Origin of the sequence: Paraburkholderia sprentiae WSM5005, assembly GCF_001865575.2 — a bacterium.
Lineage (GTDB): Bacteria > Pseudomonadota > Gammaproteobacteria > Burkholderiales > Burkholderiaceae > Paraburkholderia > Paraburkholderia sprentiae.
This window is the reverse complement of the sequence record NZ_CP017561.2, coordinates 2109605-2126116: the sequence shown is the minus strand read 5'-3', so window position 1 is coordinate 2126116 and position 16512 is coordinate 2109605. Positions and strand designations below refer to the sequence as shown.

At 64.3% G+C, this 16512-nt stretch carries 13 protein-coding genes; 11 read left to right on the top strand and 2 right to left on the bottom strand.

All coding sequences use genetic code 11. The annotated features are described in order from the left end of the window. Positions 1 to 36: 36 nt before the first annotated feature. The 8 genes from hflX to BJG93_RS09635 all read left to right on the top strand — a co-directional run bounded on the left by hflX (position 37) and on the right by BJG93_RS09635 (position 9486). The gene (gene hflX / locus BJG93_RS09670; protein ID WP_027198074.1) at positions 37 to 1209 is read left to right on the top strand and encodes a GTPase HflX; all 1173 of its coding nucleotides are present in this window, start codon (positions 37 to 39) and stop codon (positions 1207 to 1209) included. 49 nt (positions 1210 to 1258) lie between these two features. Then, a complete protein-coding gene (hflK, locus tag BJG93_RS09665; protein WP_027198073.1) occupies positions 1259 to 2662 on the top strand; it encodes an FtsH protease activity modulator HflK in 1404 nt (467 codons plus the stop codon). A 15-nt stretch (positions 2663 to 2677) separates the two neighbouring features. Beyond that, positions 2678 to 3583 (top strand): protease modulator HflC, encoded by a 906-nt coding sequence (hflC, locus tag BJG93_RS09660; RefSeq protein WP_027198072.1) that lies wholly within the window; start codon positions 2678 to 2680, stop codon positions 3581 to 3583. Between the two features lie 43 nt (positions 3584 to 3626). Next, positions 3627 to 3818, top strand: a complete 192-nt coding sequence (locus BJG93_RS09655; protein ID WP_027198071.1) for a DUF2065 domain-containing protein — start codon at positions 3627 to 3629, stop codon at positions 3816 to 3818. 209 nt (positions 3819 to 4027) lie between these two features. Then, positions 4028 to 5179, top strand: a complete 1152-nt coding sequence (locus tag BJG93_RS09650; protein WP_027198070.1) for an ATP phosphoribosyltransferase regulatory subunit — start codon at positions 4028 to 4030, stop codon at positions 5177 to 5179. 221 nt (positions 5180 to 5400) lie between these two features. After that, on the top strand, positions 5401 to 6747 hold the full coding sequence (locus BJG93_RS09645; RefSeq protein WP_027198069.1) for an adenylosuccinate synthase: 1347 nt from the start codon (positions 5401 to 5403) through the stop codon (positions 6745 to 6747). Between the two features lie 18 nt (positions 6748 to 6765). Next, positions 6766 to 7338, top strand: a complete 573-nt coding sequence (locus tag BJG93_RS09640) for a phosphoribosyltransferase (RefSeq protein ID WP_027198068.1) — start codon at positions 6766 to 6768, stop codon at positions 7336 to 7338. Between the two features lie 261 nt (positions 7339 to 7599). Next, positions 7600 to 9486 (top strand): potassium transporter Kup, encoded by a 1887-nt coding sequence (locus BJG93_RS09635; protein WP_027198067.1) that lies wholly within the window; start codon positions 7600 to 7602, stop codon positions 9484 to 9486. A gap of 149 nt (positions 9487 to 9635) precedes the next feature. Here the strand turns inward: BJG93_RS09635 and BJG93_RS09630 are convergent, their stop codons facing one another. Beyond that, positions 9636 to 11990: a Tex family protein gene (locus BJG93_RS09630; RefSeq protein WP_027198066.1), complete on the bottom strand. Its 2355-nt coding sequence runs from the start codon at positions 11988 to 11990 to the stop codon at positions 9636 to 9638. A 259-nt stretch (positions 11991 to 12249) separates the two neighbouring features. Here BJG93_RS09630 and BJG93_RS09625 point away from each other — a divergent pair, with 259 nt between their 5' ends. The 3 genes from BJG93_RS09625 (at position 12250) to BJG93_RS09615 (ending at position 15840) form a co-directional block, all read left to right on the top strand. Continuing rightward, positions 12250 to 13176 carry a hypothetical protein gene (locus tag BJG93_RS09625; protein ID WP_407675266.1) on the top strand — a complete coding sequence of 309 codons (927 nt, stop codon included), beginning with the start codon at positions 12250 to 12252 and terminating at the stop codon, positions 13174 to 13176. A gap of 138 nt (positions 13177 to 13314) precedes the next feature. Next, positions 13315 to 13533 carry a DUF465 domain-containing protein gene (locus BJG93_RS09620; protein ID WP_027198064.1) on the top strand — a complete coding sequence of 73 codons (219 nt, stop codon included), beginning with the start codon at positions 13315 to 13317 and terminating at the stop codon, positions 13531 to 13533. 63 nt (positions 13534 to 13596) lie between these two features. Next, positions 13597 to 15840, top strand: coding sequence for an ATP-dependent DNA helicase (locus BJG93_RS09615; RefSeq protein ID WP_027198063.1), 2244 nt, complete (start codon positions 13597 to 13599; stop codon positions 15838 to 15840). A 217-nt stretch (positions 15841 to 16057) separates the two neighbouring features. On the opposite strand, the gene BJG93_RS09610 is transcribed toward BJG93_RS09615, so the two are convergent. Beyond that, entirely contained in the window at positions 16058 to 16330 is a 273-nt protein-coding gene (locus tag BJG93_RS09610) for a hypothetical protein (RefSeq protein WP_082194645.1), read from the bottom strand. Between the last annotated feature and the right edge of the window lie 182 nt (positions 16331 to 16512).

Genomic DNA, 16512 nt, shown 5'->3' with positions numbered 1-16512 from the left:
TTCCCTCCCGGCCGCGTCATTTTGGTACCCTCCAATTTGATCAATGCAGCGCTTGTTGGCATCGATTTCGGCAAGATCGATTTCGCAGCCAGTCTCGAAGAACTCAGCCTGCTCGCGCACAGCGCGGGCGCAAACCCCTTAGTCACCCTCACCGGACGCCGTTCCAGTCCCGACGCGAAGATGTTCGTGGGCAGCGGCAAGGCCGAAGAGTTGCGTCTCGCCTGCGAAGCGAACGACATTGAACTCGTGATCTTCAACCACGCTCTTGCGCCTGCTCAGCAGCGCAATCTGGAGCGGGCGCTTAATCGGCGCGTGGTCGATCGTACCAGTCTAATCCTCGACATTTTCGCGCAGCGCGCGCGCAGCCACGAAGGCAAGCTGCAGGTCGAACTCGCGCAGCTGCAATACCTGTCGACAAGGCTGATTCGCGCGTGGACCCACCTCGAACGTCAGAAGGGCGGTATCGGTTTGCGCGGTCCGGGCGAAACGCAGCTCGAAACCGACCGCCGGTTGATCGGCGAGCGCATCAAGGCGCTCAAGATTCGCCTCGACAAGCTGCGCCGCCAGCATGGCACACAGCGTCGCGCGCGCAATCGCAACCAGACGATCTCGGTGTCGCTCGTCGGCTATACGAACGCGGGCAAATCGACGCTCTTCAACGCGTTGACCAAAGCGCAGGCGTTTGCCGCCGACCAACTGTTCGCGACGCTGGACACCACGTCGCGGCGCGTCTATCTGGGCGGCGAAGCGGGGCAGGTGGTGGTGTCGGATACCGTCGGTTTTATCCGTGAGCTGCCACACCAGTTGGTCGCCGCGTTTCGCGCGACGCTTGAGGAAACCATTCACGCGGACCTGCTGCTGCACGTCGTCGATGCATCGAGCGCGGTGCGGCTCGACCAGATCGATCAGGTCAACGAGGTGTTGCGTGCGATTGGCGCAGATACGATCCGCCAGGTGCTGGTGTTCAACAAGATCGATGCGGTGCCGGAGCTGGCGGCCCGCGGCGAGGCGGTCGAGCGGGATGAGTATGGTAATATTTCGCGCGTCTTTTTGAGCGCGCGCACCGGGCAGGGGCTGGATGCATTGCGCGCTGCCATCGCTGAAATCGCTACCGCCGAACCGCTTGCCGGCGTGCCGCTCGATGCGTCGCAAGATGACTTCGCGGCGCACACGCGCAACGATCACAAGGTTCCGGAACTCGGGCACTGACCCGTTTCAATTGCACTGATCCGCTGTCTACTCTGGTGAACGAACACAGGTGAACGATTACAACGAGCAGAGTATCTGGCTGCGTATGCGCGCCTTGCTTTCACTGAACGATCCGCGTTGGGGCCGGGGCGAGGGCAACGGCGACCGGCAACGGCCGAACGATCCGAAGCGTCCAGCGCGCGATGGTGAAGGTCCGCCCGATCTCGACGAAATGTGGCGCGATTTCAATCGCCGTCTCTCGCGGATTTTCGGGCGCAGAGGCGGCGGTGTCGGCGGTGGCCGTCCTGACAACGGCCGCGGCGCGCGCATCGGCGTCGGCATCGTGATCGGCGTGCTGATCGCGATCTATCTCGGCAGCGGCGTGTTCGTCGTGCAGGATGGCCAGGCGGCCGTCGTGCTGCAGTTCGGCAAGTATCGCTATACCGCGGCGCAAGGCGTGCACTGGCGTCTGCCGTATCCGTTCGAGTCCCACGAGTTGGTCAACGTCGGGCAGATCCGTCAAGTTGAAATCGGCCGTAGCAATGTGGTGCGTCTCGCGAACGTGAAGGACGCATCGATGCTCACGCACGACGGCGACATCGTCGACGTTCGCTTTGCCGTGCAGTATCAGGTGCGCAAGCCCGACGACTTTTTGTTCCGCAGCGTCGATCCAGACCAGAGCGTAATGCATGCCGCGCAGGCGGCGGTGCGGGGCATCGTCGGCGCGCACAGCACCAGCGATATTCTCGATCAGGATCACGAAACATTGCGCCAGCAGCTGATCGCCGCAATCCAGCAATCGCTCGATCAGTACCAGTCCGGTCTGGCGGTCACAGGCGTGACGATCCAAAGCGTGCAGGTGCCCGAGCAGGTGCAACCCTCGGTCGACGCCGCCGCGAAGGTGCACGACGAAAACGAACGCGCGAAACGCGACGCGCAGGCTTATGCGGCCGATCTCCTGCCACGGGCGCAGGCGGACGTCGCTCGTCGGCTCCAGGAAGCCAAAACCTATAGCGAGACCACGGTCGCGCAGGCGCAGGCCGAGGCCGAGCGCTTCAATCAGGTCTACGCGCAATACGCGAAGGCACCGGCCGTCGTGCGCTTCCGCCTGTACATGGAAACCATGCAGCAGATCTATGCGAACGCGACCAAGGTGTTCGTCGACGCGAAGAACGGCAACAACGTGCTGTATCTGCCACTCGATAGGCTCGTCGAGCACAACCGCGAGCGTCAGGCGGCGGCGACAGGCGCCGCGGCTTCGGGGCCCGCTGTCGCGGGCGCGCCGCAAGGGGCGAGTGCAGCCGCACCCACGGCCGCGTCGGCTGCTGAGACCGGTGGCGCGGCAGGCTCCGCCGCCGATGGAGCGTCCGGCCCCGCGGCTTCCGCGCCTGCGCCAGCGAGCCGGCCGAGTGCCGCGTCGCTGCGCTCGCGCGAGGCGTTTCGCAATCGCATGCGCGAAGACGACGTTCAATAAGGAGCGCCCAGGAATATGAACCGAATCATTGCGCTCGTCGTCGCCGTCGTCATCGTGCTGTTCGCGGCATCGTCGATGGTGTTCGTCGTCGACCAACGGCACATGGCCGTGCTGTCTGCGCGCGGCGACGCGACCCCCACGCTGCTCGGCCCGGGGCTGCACGTGAAGCTGCCGCCGCCGTTGCAAACGGTCACGCTCGTCGACAATCGGCTCCAGTCGCTCGACGCACCCGACGAAGATCACTACGTCACGTCCGACAAAACCGACCTGCTGGTCAACCCGGTCATCAGGTTCCGCGTGACCGATCCGCTGAAGCTGATCGCCGAAACGAAGGGTGATCCGCAGAGCCTGCCGGAACGGCTCGCGCTGCTGTCGCGCGGCGCGCTCGGCGACGCGTTCGGCAAGTTCACGCTGTCCGATGCACTGGCCAAACAGCAGGCGGTCGCCGAAGAGGCGCGCGCTGCGATGGACAAGGGCGCGGCATCGCTCGGTGTGTCGGTCGTGGATGTGCAACTCACGCGTGTCGATTTCCCGGCGGCGGTGGCCGACTCGGTATTCAAGCGCATGATCGCCGCGCGCGAGCAGGCCGCGGCCGACGAGCGCGCGAAGGGCGCCGCCGAAGCGAACCAGATCCGCGCGGACGCGCTCGCGAAGCAGCAGGCGGTACTCGCCGACGGCCTCGCGCAGGCGCAAGGCATTCGCGGTGAAGGCGATGCGAAGGCCGCGGAAATCGCCGCCGAAGCGTTCGGCAAGGACCCGCAGTTCTACCAGTTTTATCAAAGCATGGAGGCGTACCGGAAGACCTTCAGGCCGGGCGATCTGATCGTGGTCGACTCCAGCAGCGAGTTCTTCCGCTTCATGCGTAGCCCGACCGGCGGCGCCGCCCCGGACGCTTCCGCGCCTGCTGCGCGCAAACGCTGATTACCGAAGGCCGCGGCATCCGCATCGCGGCCGCTTCACTCGCATGGACATAGCTGGTTCGTTATTGCTCGCGATCGCGCTGATGCTGATTATCGAGGGGATGTTTCCGTTCGTTTTTCCGAGCGCCTGGCGCGACACGTTCCGTAAAATAGCGGAACGGCCGCCGCACCAGATTCGCGTCGGCGGGTTCATCGTGATGTTGCTTGGGCTGATTCTGCTGTTCATCGCGACCTGAAGCGGGCATTGAAGCGGACTGGCTTGTCTGACGAACGTTGCTTATTGGCGCTCATTGCCGCTCGTTGCCCTGTACCGCCGCGCGTCGCGTGAACTGCAAAGCGCCTCCCGAGCGTCTGTGTCAACCGCCAGAATCAAGCCGCGGCATGCCATCCAAACTTATTTATCGGCGCTTCACGACGCCGTGCTCAACGCCGTAGGACTGTATCGATGTCGACCTGGTTGCTTCCTGAGAATATCGCCGACGTGCTGCCGTCGGAGGCCCGCAAGATTGAAGAATTGCGGCGTCATTTGCTGGACCGTTTCCGTTCGTACGGCTACGAGATGGTGATGCCGCCGCTGCTCGAATACCTCGAGTCGCTGTTGACCGGCGGCGGGCGCGATCTGAATCTGCGCACTTTCAAGCTCGTCGACCAGCTGTCGGGCCGCACGCTCGGTCTGCGCGCCGACATCACGCCGCAGGTCGCGCGCATCGACGCGCACCTGCTGAACCGCCAGGGCGTCACGCGTCTTTGCTACGCCGGCAACGTCGCACATACGAGGCCGCGCGGGCTGCACGCAACGCGTGAGCAGATCCAGATCGGTGCGGAAATCTACGGGCACGCGGGGCTCGAAGCGGACCTCGAAATCCAGCAGTTGATGCTCGACGCGCTGCGTCTCGCCGGCCTCGCGAAGGTGCGTTTGGACCTGTGTCATGCGGGAGTGCTGGCGGCACTTATCGAAGCGGAACCGGCCGCGGAGGAACTCGGGCAGGGGCTCTACGACGCCCTTGCGGGCAAGGACGTGCCGCGTCTCGTCGAGATGACCGCGCAATTCTCGCCAGTGATTCGCGATGCGCTGCGCGCGCTGCCAACGCTGTACGGCGGCGCGGCGGTGCTCGAAGAGGCCCGCGCGTGTCTGCCGAACGCGCCGGCGATCGCCCGCGCGCTCGACGACCTCGCATTCCTCGCGAGCCAGGTCGACGGCGCGGAAGTGATGATCGACCTCGCCGATCTGCGCGGCTACGCGTACCACAGCGGCGTGATGTTCTCCGCGTACGTGGACGGTGTGCCGAACGCGGTCGCGCGGGGCGGCCGATACGACCACGTCGGCCAGGCCTATGGCCGCGCTCGCCCGGCAACCGGCTTTTCGCTGGATCTGCGCGAGGTCGCGCGAATCTCGTCGATCGAAGCGCGCAGCAGCGCGATCCTCGCGCCGTGGCGGCACGACGAAGCGTTGCGCGTGGCGGTCACGGCATTGCGCGATGGCGGTGAAGTGGTGATCCAGGCGCTGCCTGGCCATGAGCACGACCTGGATGAATTCGCGTTCGACCGGGTGCTGGTCGAGCGCAATGGCGCATGGATGGTCGAACCGCGCGCTTGAGCCGCGCGTTCCGATCAACGCTGCCGGGGACGGGTCTGCGGTCGCTCGCCACAGGGCGGCGCAACCACTGCCCGAATCGGGCGCGGTCGAGCGAATGTTCGCGGCCGCGCATCTCTCGCGATAGTCAACATGACGTGCATGCCTTTGAGCGGAAACGGAAAAATTCCGGAAGCTTCCGCGAACCTAGGTAAAATACGTTTTTAACCAGCTTACGAAACAACATGTCTGCCAGCGCAGTGAATGTGAACCCCGGGCGCAACGTCGTCGTCGTGGGTACCCAATGGGGTGATGAGGGCAAGGGCAAGATCGTCGACTGGCTGACGGACCACGCTCAAGGCGTCGTTCGCTTCCAGGGCGGTCACAATGCCGGTCACACGCTTATCATCGGCGGCAAGAAAACCATCTTGCGTCTGATTCCCTCGGGCATCATGCATCCCGGCGTCGCGTGCTACATCGGCAATGGCGTCGTGTTGTCGCCGGAAGCGCTGTTCAAGGAAATCGGCGAACTCGAAGCCGCCGGCATCGACGTCCAGAAGCGCCTGTTCATTTCCGAAGCCACCACGCTGATCCTGCCGTATCACATCGCGATCGACCAGGGCCGCGAAGCGCGCCGCGGCGCGAGCAAGATCGGCACGACCGGCCGCGGCATCGGCCCGGCCTATGAAGACAAGGTCGCGCGCCGCGGCCTGCGCGTGCAAGACCTGTTCGACGCACCAGCCTTTGCCGAGCGTCTGCGCGAAAACCTCGACTATCACAACTTCGTGCTCACGCAGTACCTCGGCGCAGCCGCGGTCGACTTCCAGCAAACGCTCGACACGATGTCGAGCTACGCCGACCGCCTGAAGCCGATGGTCACCGACGTCTCGCGCCGTCTCTACGACGTCAACGCGAACGGTGGCAATCTGCTGTTCGAAGGCGCGCAGGGCACGCTGCTCGACATCGACCACGGCACCTATCCGTTCGTCACGTCGAGCAACTGCGTCGCGGGTGCCGCGACGGCGGGGGCGGGCGTCGGTCCGCAGAAGCTGAACTACATCCTCGGTATCACGAAGGCGTACTGCACGCGGGTTGGTTCGGGGCCGTTCCCGAGCGAGCTGTACGATGCAGACAACGCGTCGCGCCAGGAGCCGATCGGCCTCGAACTCGCCACCGTCGGCAAGGAATTCGGCTCGGTCACGGGTCGTCCGCGCCGCACCGGCTGGCTCGACGTCGCCGCGCTGCGCCGCTCGATTCAGATCAACGGCGTGACGGGTCTGTGCATGACCAAGCTCGACGTGCTCGACGGTCTCGACGAAGTGAAGCTGTGCGTCGGCTACACGGTCGACGGCCAGAACGTCGATCTGCTGCCGCGCGGCGCGACCGAAGTCGCGCGCTGCATGCCGGTCTACGAAACCTTCACGGGCTGGAAGGAAAGCACGGTCGGCATCAAGGAGTGGGACGAGCTGCCCGCCAACGCACGTGCATATCTCACTCGTGTGCAGGAAGTCGCGGGCATTCCGATCGACATGGTGTCCACCGGTCCGGATCGCGACGAAACGATTCTGCTGCGTCATCCGTTCAAGGTCTGAGCGATGCAAGGTGTACCCATGATCGCGATGAAAGATCCGCGCAACGACGACAAGAACCTGTGGGTCGGCTGGGACGAATATCACCGGCTGATCGAGGTGCTCGCCCTTGCCGTGCACGAATCGGGCTGGAAGTTCGACAAGATCCTGTGCCTCGCGCGCGGCGGTCTGCGCGTCGGCGACCAGCTGTCGCGCATCTACGATCTGCCGCTGGCAATCCTGGCAACCAGCTCGTACCGCGAAGCGGCCGGCACGCAGCAGGGCGAGCTCGACATCGCGCAATACATCACGATGACCCGCGGCGAGCTGCACGGCAACGTGCTGCTCGTCGACGACCTCGTCGATTCGGGCGTCACGCTCGCTCGCGTGCAGCAGCATCTGAAGGAACGCTATCCGGCCATCACCGCGGTGCGCTCGGCTGTGCTGTGGTACAAGGGCTGCTCGAAGGTGAAGCCCGATTACCACGTGCAGTACCTGCCGACCAACCCATGGATTCATCAACCGTTCGAGGAGTGGGACACGGTGCGTCCGCATAACCTCGGCGCGTGGATCAAGCGCGGTATCGCTCAGGCTGACGAGTCGTCGGGCAATTAACCCGAAGGCGCGCGCGCCACGCTTTGCCGAATCGCACGTGTGCGTCATTGCGGTGTCACAAACGGAGCCCGGTCGGGCTCCGTTTTTTTTATGCGCGCCCCGCGCGGCGCCGGGACGCCTCGGCCGCGGCAGACGCGTCCATATCGCAATGCTACACTGCGCGGACATCCACGTGGCGTATCCACAACAAGCCGGGCGGTACCGGATGGGCAGTTTAAAATAGCGGTCGTTTTTCGCCCGGGAACGGATCTCCTCGCGTCCATGACAGATAACAATCACGTACACAGACAGCCGTTGCCCTCCCTTGCGATTGCCGCGATCGGAGTGGTGTTCGGCGACATCGGCACGAGTCCGTTGTATGCGCTGAAGGAAGCCTTCAGCCCGTCGCATGGTATCCCGTTGACCGATCAGTCGATCCTTGGCGTGATCTCGCTGCTGTTCTGGGCGATCGTGATCGTGGTCGGCGTCAAGTACGTGCTGTTCGTGATGCGCGCCGACAACAACGGCGAGGGCGGCGTCCTTGCGCTGATGGCGCTGGCGATGCGCTCGGTCGATCAGAAATCGAAAATGGCCGGCCTTCTGATGATGCTCGGCATCTTCGGCGCCTGCATGTTTTACGGCGACGCGGTGATCACGCCGGCGATCTCGGTGATCTCTGCGGTCGAAGGCCTGGAAATCGCCGCGCCACATCTGTCGCATCTGGTGATTCCGCTGACCGTCGTGATCCTGATCGTGCTGTTCTGGATCCAGCGGCACGGCACGGCCACCGTCGGCCGTCTGTTCGGGCCGATCATGATGCTGTGGTTCCTCGTGCTGGCGGTGCTCGGCCTCTGGCACATCGTGCAGTCGCCGAATGTGATCCGCGCGCTCAATCCGTACTACGCATACACGTTCATGGCCGCGCACGTGCTGCAGGCCTACGTGGTGCTCGGCTCGGTCGTGCTGGTGCTGACCGGCGCGGAAGCGCTGTACGCGGACATGGGCCACTTCGGCGCGCAGCCGATCCGCATGGCGTGGTATGTGCTCGTGATGCCGTCGCTGGTGCTGAACTACTTCGGCCAGGGCGCGCTGCTGATGCGCGACGCGAAGGCGATCGAAAATCCGTTCTTCCTGCTCGCGCCGGACTGGGCGGTGTTGCCGCTCGTCGTGCTGTCGACGGTGGCGACAGTGATCGCGTCGCAGGCGGTGATTTCGGGCGCCTACTCGCTGACGAGCCAGGCGATCCAGCTCGGCTACGTGCCGCGCATGAAGGTCCTGCACACCTCCGAGCTCGCGATCGGGCAAATCTATGTGCCGGTCGTGAACTGGATGCTGCTGTTCATCATTCTATGCATCGTGATCGCGTTCAAAAGCTCCGACAATCTCGCGGCCGCGTACGGTATCGCGGTGACCGCAACGATGGTGATCACGACGATCCTCGCCTGCGTCGTGATGGTGAAGGTGTGGAAGTGGAACAAGCTGCTCGTCGGGCTCATCATCGGCGTGTTCATGGTGGTCGATCTGGGCTTTTTCGGCGCGAACCTGCTGAAGGTCGAAGAAGGCGGTTGGTTGCCGCTATGTATCGGCGGGCTGCTGTTCTTCCTGCTGATGACGTGGTTCAAGGGCAGGATGATCGTGAAGGAACGCACGGCCGCCGACGGTATTCCGCTGATGCCGTTCCTGCAAGGTTTGCTCGCGCATCCGCCGCATCGCGTGTCGGGCACCGCGATCTACCTGACCGGCAGCGATTCGCTGGTGCCGGTGAGCCTGCTGCACAATCTGAAGCACAACAAGGTGCTGCACGAGCGCACGATCTTCCTGACCTTCGTCACGCGCGACATTCCGTACGTGAACGACGCCGAGCGCGTGACCGTGAAGGACATGGAGGGTGGCCTGTATCTGGTGAAGGCGGCCTACGGCTTCAACGAAACGCCCGACGTGAAGGCGGTGCTGCTCGACGTCGGACGCACACACGACATGAGCTTCGAATTGATGGACACGTCGTTCTTCCTCGCGCGCGAAACGGTGGTGCCGACGCAATTACCGGGCATGTCGGTGTGGCGCGAACGTGTGTTCGCGTGGATGCATCAGAACGCCGCGAAGCCGACCGACTTCTTCAGCATCCCGGCTAACCGGGTCGTGGAACTGGGGACGAAGATCGAGATTTGACGGCCTGCGCGTGACTGCGGGAGCGCAAACGAGAAAGCCCACGCAATGCGTGGGCTTTTCGCTTATGCGCGTGCGTGTGCGATCGATCGCGCGACGCGGTCATGCTGTGGGCCGGTGCACGTGCGACTAAGTGCACCGGCCCGATCGGCTTACTTCTGCTTGAGCTTCGCAAACGCGGCCGCCATCGCACCGCCCGGCTCCGCTTCGCGCGAGCGCTGCGGCGCGCCGCGTCCCGCTGCGCCGCGATTGACGTTGCCGCCCGAGCCGCCGCGATCCTGCTGCGCACCGCCGCCGCTGCGAGCGGCCGCCGCGCCGGGTTCGTCGTCCAGACGCATCGTCAACGCGATACGCTGGCGTTTCACGTCGACTTCGAGCACCTTGACCTTGACGATCTGACCGGCCTTCACGACTTCGTGCGGGTCTTTCACGAACTTCGTCGACATCGCCGACACGTGCACGAGACCGTCCTGATGCACGCCGACATCGATGAACGCGCCAAACGCCGCGACGTTCGTCACGACGCCTTCGAGCACCATGCCCGGGATCAGGTCGCTGACCTTCTCGACACCTTCGCGGAACGTCGCGGTCTTGAACTCGGGACGCGGATCGCGGCCAGGCTTCTCGAGTTCGACCAGAATGTCACGCACGGTTGGCAGACCGAAACGTTCGTCGACGAATTCAGTGGGCGACAGTCCGCGCAACGCGTCGCGATTGCCGAGCACTTCGCCAACCTGCTTGCTGATCTTCGCGAGGATGCGCTGGACGACCGGATACGCTTCCGGGTGGACCGACGAACGGTCGAGCGGATTCTCGCCGTTGTTGATGCGCAGGAAGCCGGCGGCCTGCTCGAAGGTCTTGTCGCCGAGACGCGGTACCTTGCGCAGATGCTCGCGCGACGGGAACGGCCCGTTCGCATCGCGATAGTCGACGATGTTGCGCGCGAGCGTTGCGTTGAGACCCGACACCCGCGCGAGCAGCGCGACCGACGCGGTGTTCGCATCGACGCCGACCGCGTTCACACAGTCTTCGACGACCGCGTCGAGCGAGCGCGCGAGTTCGCGCTGATTCACGTCGTGCTGATACTGGCCGACGCCGATCGCCTTCGGCTCGATCTTGACGAGCTCGGCGAGCGGATCCTGCAGACGTCGTGCGATCGATACCGCGCCGCGCAGCGACACGTCCATGTCGGGGAATTCCTTCGCGGCAAGCTCGGACGCGGAGTACACCGACGCGCCGGCTTCGGACACGACGATCTTCTGCAGCTTCAGTTCCGGATGACGCGCGATCAGTTCGCTCGCGAGTTTGTCCGTCTCGCGCGACGCGGTGCCGTTGCCGATGCTGATCAGCTCGGCCTGCGTTTGCGCGGCGATTCGCGCGAGCTTCGCGAGCGAGCCGTCCCAATCGCGGCGTGGCTCGTGCGGGTAGATCGTGTCGGTCGTGAGCACTTTGCCGGTGCGGTCGACCACCGCCACCTTCACGCCCGTGCGCAGCCCCGGATCGAGACCGATCACGGCCTTCGGCCCAGCCGGAGCCGCGAGCAACAGGTCCTTCAGATTGCGCGCGAACACCCGGATCGCTTCGTGTTCGGCTTCGTCGCGCAGATTGGTCAGCAGCTCGTTTTCGAGGTGCGGCTGCACCTTCACGCGCCAGCACCAGCGGCATACGTCGGAGAGCCACTTATCGGCGGGGCGGTTCTGATTGGCGATGCCGAAATGCCGCGCGATCAGCGCTTCGCCCGGATGCGGCACCTGCGCGTCGAGCTCTTCGCCGAGGCCGAGCTTGACCGTCAGCACGCCGGCATTGCGGCCGCGGAAGAGCGCGAGCGCGCGATGCGACGGCACCGTGCGGATCGTTTCGGCGTAGTCGTAGTAGTCGCGGAATTTTTCTTCTTCCGCGCTTTCCTTGCCTTCCACCACCTTCGACGACACCACGCCCTGGTTGAACAGATAGTCGCGCAGCTTGCCGAGCAGATCGGCGGTCTCGCCGAACTGTTCGGAGAGGATGTCGCGCGCCCCGTCGAGTGCGGCCTTCACATCGACGATGCCTTTCTCCGCGTCCACGTACGCCGCGGCTTCGGTTTGCGGATCGAGCAGCGGATTGCCGAGCAGCGCGTCGGCGAGCGGCTGCAAACCGGCTTCGCGCGCGATCTGCGCGCGCGTGCGGCGCTTCGGTTTATACGGTAGGTAAAGGTCTTCCAGCACCTGTTTGCTGTCGGCGCCTTCGATCGCGCCGCGCAGCTCGTCGGTGAGCTTGCCCTGTTCGTCGATGCTCGCGATGATCGCCGCGCGCCGGTCTTCGAGTTCGCGCAAATACAGCAGGCGTTCCTCGAGATTGCGCAGTTGGGTGTCGTCGAGATTGCCGGTCACTTCCTTGCGGTACCGGGCGATGAACGGAACGGTCGCGCCTTCGTCGAGAAGGTCCACCGCGGCCGCGACCTGGCGCGGCTGGACGGACAGTTCGGTGGCGATGCGCTGGACGATCTTGAGTGCTACGGTTTCCGTCATAAGGTCTTGGTGTTCCTGCGGACTCAGTGATGGGCCGCGCGCGGGCGGCAAATCGGGACAGGCCGGGCGTGCGCCGCGACCAGCTTGCTAGAGCGGGGCATTTTGCCATAAATGCCAAAGCGCTCAACCGCGGGGTGTTAGAATTTCGGGCATCTTCTGTTGACCCTCTACGACGTTGCCAATCACCTTGTCCCTCAACCGCCTGGTCTCTTTGCTGGCGTCAGGTTCGCTGCCGGGTTCGTCTCGGGGTTCGTCTCAATTGCCGCTGGTTTCTTTGCGTCTGTTCGGCCCGTCGCTTCAGGCGGCCGCGGCGTCGTGCGTGATCGCCGCTGCGCTCGCCGCACCGGTGCCGGCTGTGGCGCAGAGCGCGATGCCCGCGCAGGGTGCGGCGCCTGTCGCGGCATCGGGCCCGCAAGTCGCCGCAACCGTCGAAGGCCCCCAAAGCGCGGGTGACGCGGCTGCGCTGGACAAGTCGTTCGACGAGCGTCAACAGGTGCTGAATCAGCGCACCGACGACAACAACTATCAATACGCGGTCGCGCAGCACAACTGCTACAGCCGCTTCTTCGTCAATCACTGTCTGAACCGCGCGCGCGACGCGATGCGCAGTGTGCAGGCGGACATCCGTAAGGAACAGCTCGCGCTCGACGCCGAGCAGCGTGCACAGCGCGCCCGCGAGCGCGACGAACGTGCGGCATTGCGGCGCGCGCAAAACGAGGCCCAGGCGCCGCAACGTGCCGCCGAAGACGCGCGCAACGAGCAGGCGTACCAGGAAAAGCAGCGTCAGCGTGCGCTCGATCAGGCGCAGCGCAACGCCGAGGCACCCCAGCGCGAAGCCAACGCCCAGGCGTACACGGAAAAGCAGCGCCAGCACGCGCTCGATCAGGCGCAGCATGGCGTCACGCCAGCGCAGGCAGCGGCCAATCAGCGGGCTTACGACCAGAAGCAGAGCGACTACCAGCGCCAGCTCGAGCAAGCGCGTCAGCAGGGCGCGCAAAAGGCCGAGGAGCGCCAGCAGAAGCAGGAGAATTTCGAGCGCAAGCAAGCCGACGCAGCGCAGCACAAGCTCGATGTCGAGGCGCGTCAGAAGCAGGCCGCCGAGAAAGCCGAGCAGAAACGCCAGCAAGAGTTGCAGCAGCAACAGCTCGAAGAGCAGCAAAAGCAACAACAGCAACAACAGCAGTAAGTGTGCTGTAGTGGCTGTGCCGTAGAGTGAGCCGTGGCGGGCATGGGCATGGCCGCCGTAATGCGTTTGAGCCGGACTGCAACCTCAGGCTTCGGACCGCTTGCACGCGGTTCGTGCCGCCGACCAGAGGAGGCGAGCATGCGCGATCGTCATCACGCCATCGACGCAAACACACTTCGCGACCGCATTCTGCAACTGGAATCGGAGCATAGTGGACTCGACCGGTTGATCGACCGGATGTCGGATGAGCACGGCATCGACGACTTCGAGTTGCAGCGCCTGAAAAAGCGCAAACTCAAGGTCAAGGACACTATCATCTTGCTGCAATTGCAGCTCGAACCGGATGCGCGCGCCTGAGTTCGCGGCCTGGCAGGCGCCGGGCGCGCCGCGCGCGAGCCGGACCTAGCAGGAACGCTTGCCTTGAATTCACCGCATGACACTTCATCCCGGGCCGCGCCGGACGATCCATCGGCCGCCGGCACGACCGTGTCGCTGGCCCGGCGCCGCGCGAGCGAGCTCGACGAGATCTTCGCCGACAACGGTGTGCTCGCACGGCAGATCGATGGCTATCGGCCGCGTGCGTCGCAGATCGAGATGGCGCGCGCGGTTGCCGCGGCGATGGAGGCATCGGGCCGCGCAATGCCCGAGCCCGCGATGTTCGAGACGCAGAAGCGCCCGGCGCGGCGTCTGCAGCACACGGGGGCCGATGCCGCCTCCGAGTCGACCGACAACAGCGCCCGATCCGATCACGTCGACGGCGGCGATGGCGGTGAAAACACGCTGATCGTCGAAGCGGGTACGGGCACCGGCAAGACCTATGCGTACCTCGTGCCGGCCATGCTGTGGGGCGGCAAGGTGATCGTCTCGACGGGCACCAAGCATCTGCAGGATCAGCTGTTCCAGCGCGACATTCCTACCGTGCGCGACGCGCTCGCGGTGCCGGTGTCGGTTGCGATGCTGAAGGGGCGCGCGAACTACCTGTGCCACTACTATCTGCAACGCACCGCGGACAATGGCCGACTGCCGTCGCGCCAGGAGACCTCGTATCTGCAGGACATCGTGCGCTTCGCGAAGATCACGCGCACCGGCGACAAGGCTGAACTCGCGAGCGTGCCGGAAACGGCGCAGGTGTGGTCGATGGTCACGTCGACCCGCGACAACTGTCTCGGCCAGGAGTGTCCGCACTACAAGGATTGCTTCGTGATGCAGGCGCGCCGCGAAGCGCAGCAGGCCGATATCGTGGTGGTCAACCACCATCTGTTTTTCGCCGACATCATGCTGCGTGATACCGGCATGGCGGAGCTGCTGCCAACCGCGAACACGGTCATCTTCGACGAAGCGCACCAACTGCCCGAAACGGCGACGCTGTTTTTCGGCGAGACGCTATCCACCGCGCAGTTTCTCGAACTCGCGCGCGATTCGGTGGCGGAGGGACTCGGCCACGCACGCGATGCGCTCGACTGGGTCAAGCTCGGCGCGACGCTCGAACGCGCGGCGCGCGACGTGCGGCTCGCGTTCAAGGAAGACTCGGTGCGTGTGTCGATCGGTCAGCTGCGCGACGACCATCCGCTGTTCGCCACGCTCGAGACGCTCGAAACCGAACTCGCTGCGCTGGCCTCGGCGTTGGCGGGGCAGGCCGAGCGCGCTGAATCGCTCGGCGCGTGTCTGCGTCGCGCGCGCGAGTTGCAGGACGTGCTGAGCGGCTGGACCACACCGCCGACGAAAGCCGAACGCAACGCGGTCGCTACCAGCGAGGGCGACGCCAACGCGGCGCGCGCCGATCCGAACGAAAAGGTGCGCTGGATCGAGGTGTTCTCGCACACGGTGCAACTGCACGAAACGCCGTTGTCGGTCGCGCCGATTTTCGCGAAGCAGCGCGCCGGCGTGCCGCGCGCATGGATCTTCACATCGGCGACGTTGTCGGTGCGCGGCGACTTCGCGCACTACGCAGCGCAGATGGGCTTGAACGCGAAGCGTTCGATGACGTTGCCAAGCCCGTTCGACTATCCGTCGCAGGGACTCTTGTACGTGCCGCGCAATCTGCCGCAACCGTCATCGCCGATGTTCACCGATGCCGTGTTCGATGCGGCGTTGCCCGCGATCGAAGCATCGGGCGGCGGCGTCTTCATGCTGTGCACGACGCTGCGCGCGGTGGACCGTATCTCGGCGAAGCTGCGCGACGCGATCGAGGCGCGCGGTTGGGGTTATCCGCTGCTTGTGCAGGGTGATGCGAGCCGCACCGAATTGCTCGACCGCTTTCGCGCGTACGGCAATGCGATCCTGGTCGGCAGTCAGAGCTTCTGGGAAGGGGTGGACGTGCGTGGCGACGCGTTGTCGCTGGTCGTGATCGACAAGCTGCCGTTTGCGCCACCGGACGATCCCGTGCTGGCCGCGCGGCTCGACGCGCTGACCAAGAAGGGCTTGAGCCCATTCGCCGTCCATCAGCTGCCGCAAGCCGTGATCACGCTGAAGCAGGGCGCAGGGCGGCTGATTCGCGCCGAGACCGATCGGGGTGTGCTGATGATCTGCGATACCCGTCTCGTCGATAAACCTTATGGCCGTCGCATCTGGCAGAGTCTGCCGCCGTTCAAGCGTACCCGCGAGATCGACGTGGTGCGCGAATTCTTCGAGGAAAATGTAGTGCCCGGGGCGACGGCTCGATAGAGCCTGCGGTTCTTTGTTGAATAAAACGCCGCTATAAAAAGCGGCGTTTTGTTTTTGAGGTGATGAGACAGTTAGCGGGCCGGCAAGCTTCATTAATCGAGCGCCAAAAAAACAAAACGCCACGGAGATCAATCCGTGGCGTTCTGCTTAACTGCCCGGGACATCGCAACGATTTCCCGAAGCAGTTTTCGCCCAGAGGCGAACCCTACGCGACAGCTTACTGGCTTGCGCCCGAAGCCGGAGCTGCAGCCGAAGCAGCAGCGTCCGAAGCGGCAGCGCCAGCGTCCGAAGCAGCAGCCGAAGCCGAAGCAGCAGCGTCGCTCGCAGCAGCAGCAGCACCCGAAGCAGCGCCTGCGTCCGAAGCAGCAGCAGCCGGTGCCGAAGCAGCAGCAGCGTCGCTAGCCGGTGCAGCGGCTTGATCGTTGCTCTTGTTGCATGCAGCCAGTGCCACAGCTGCCAACAGGGATGCTACGAGGAGGGATTTCTTCATGATCACGTCCTTTTATGGTTTAAAGGTAAGCAACAGCGCAAAATAAAACCGGTAATGTGCTCCAACACCGACCTGGGCCGCTGGCGGAGATGCTCTTTTGACGAGCTGGAATCTTCCCTACGGCTTGGGCGGAAATTATATGCACTTTCGTACTGACAGTCGATAAATCCGGGGTCAATACG

Coding starts and splice junctions, on each gene's coding strand:
- BJG93_RS09655 (WP_027198071.1), top strand. CDS start 3,627: ATGGACATAGCTGGTTCGTTATTGCTCGCGATCGCGCTGATGCTGATT.
- BJG93_RS09610 (WP_082194645.1), bottom strand. CDS start 16,330: ATGAAGAAATCCCTCCTCGTAGCATCCCTGTTGGCAGCTGTGGCACTG.
- BJG93_RS09635 (WP_027198067.1), top strand. CDS start 7,600: ATGACAGATAACAATCACGTACACAGACAGCCGTTGCCCTCCCTTGCG.
- BJG93_RS09645 (WP_027198069.1), top strand. CDS start 5,401: ATGTCTGCCAGCGCAGTGAATGTGAACCCCGGGCGCAACGTCGTCGTC.
- hflC (WP_027198072.1), top strand. CDS start 2,678: ATGAACCGAATCATTGCGCTCGTCGTCGCCGTCGTCATCGTGCTGTTC.
- BJG93_RS09640 (WP_027198068.1), top strand. CDS start 6,766: ATGATCGCGATGAAAGATCCGCGCAACGACGACAAGAACCTGTGGGTC.
- BJG93_RS09630 (WP_027198066.1), bottom strand. CDS start 11,990: ATGACGGAAACCGTAGCACTCAAGATCGTCCAGCGCATCGCCACCGAA.
- BJG93_RS09620 (WP_027198064.1), top strand. CDS start 13,315: ATGCGCGATCGTCATCACGCCATCGACGCAAACACACTTCGCGACCGC.
- BJG93_RS09650 (WP_027198070.1), top strand. CDS start 4,028: ATGTCGACCTGGTTGCTTCCTGAGAATATCGCCGACGTGCTGCCGTCG.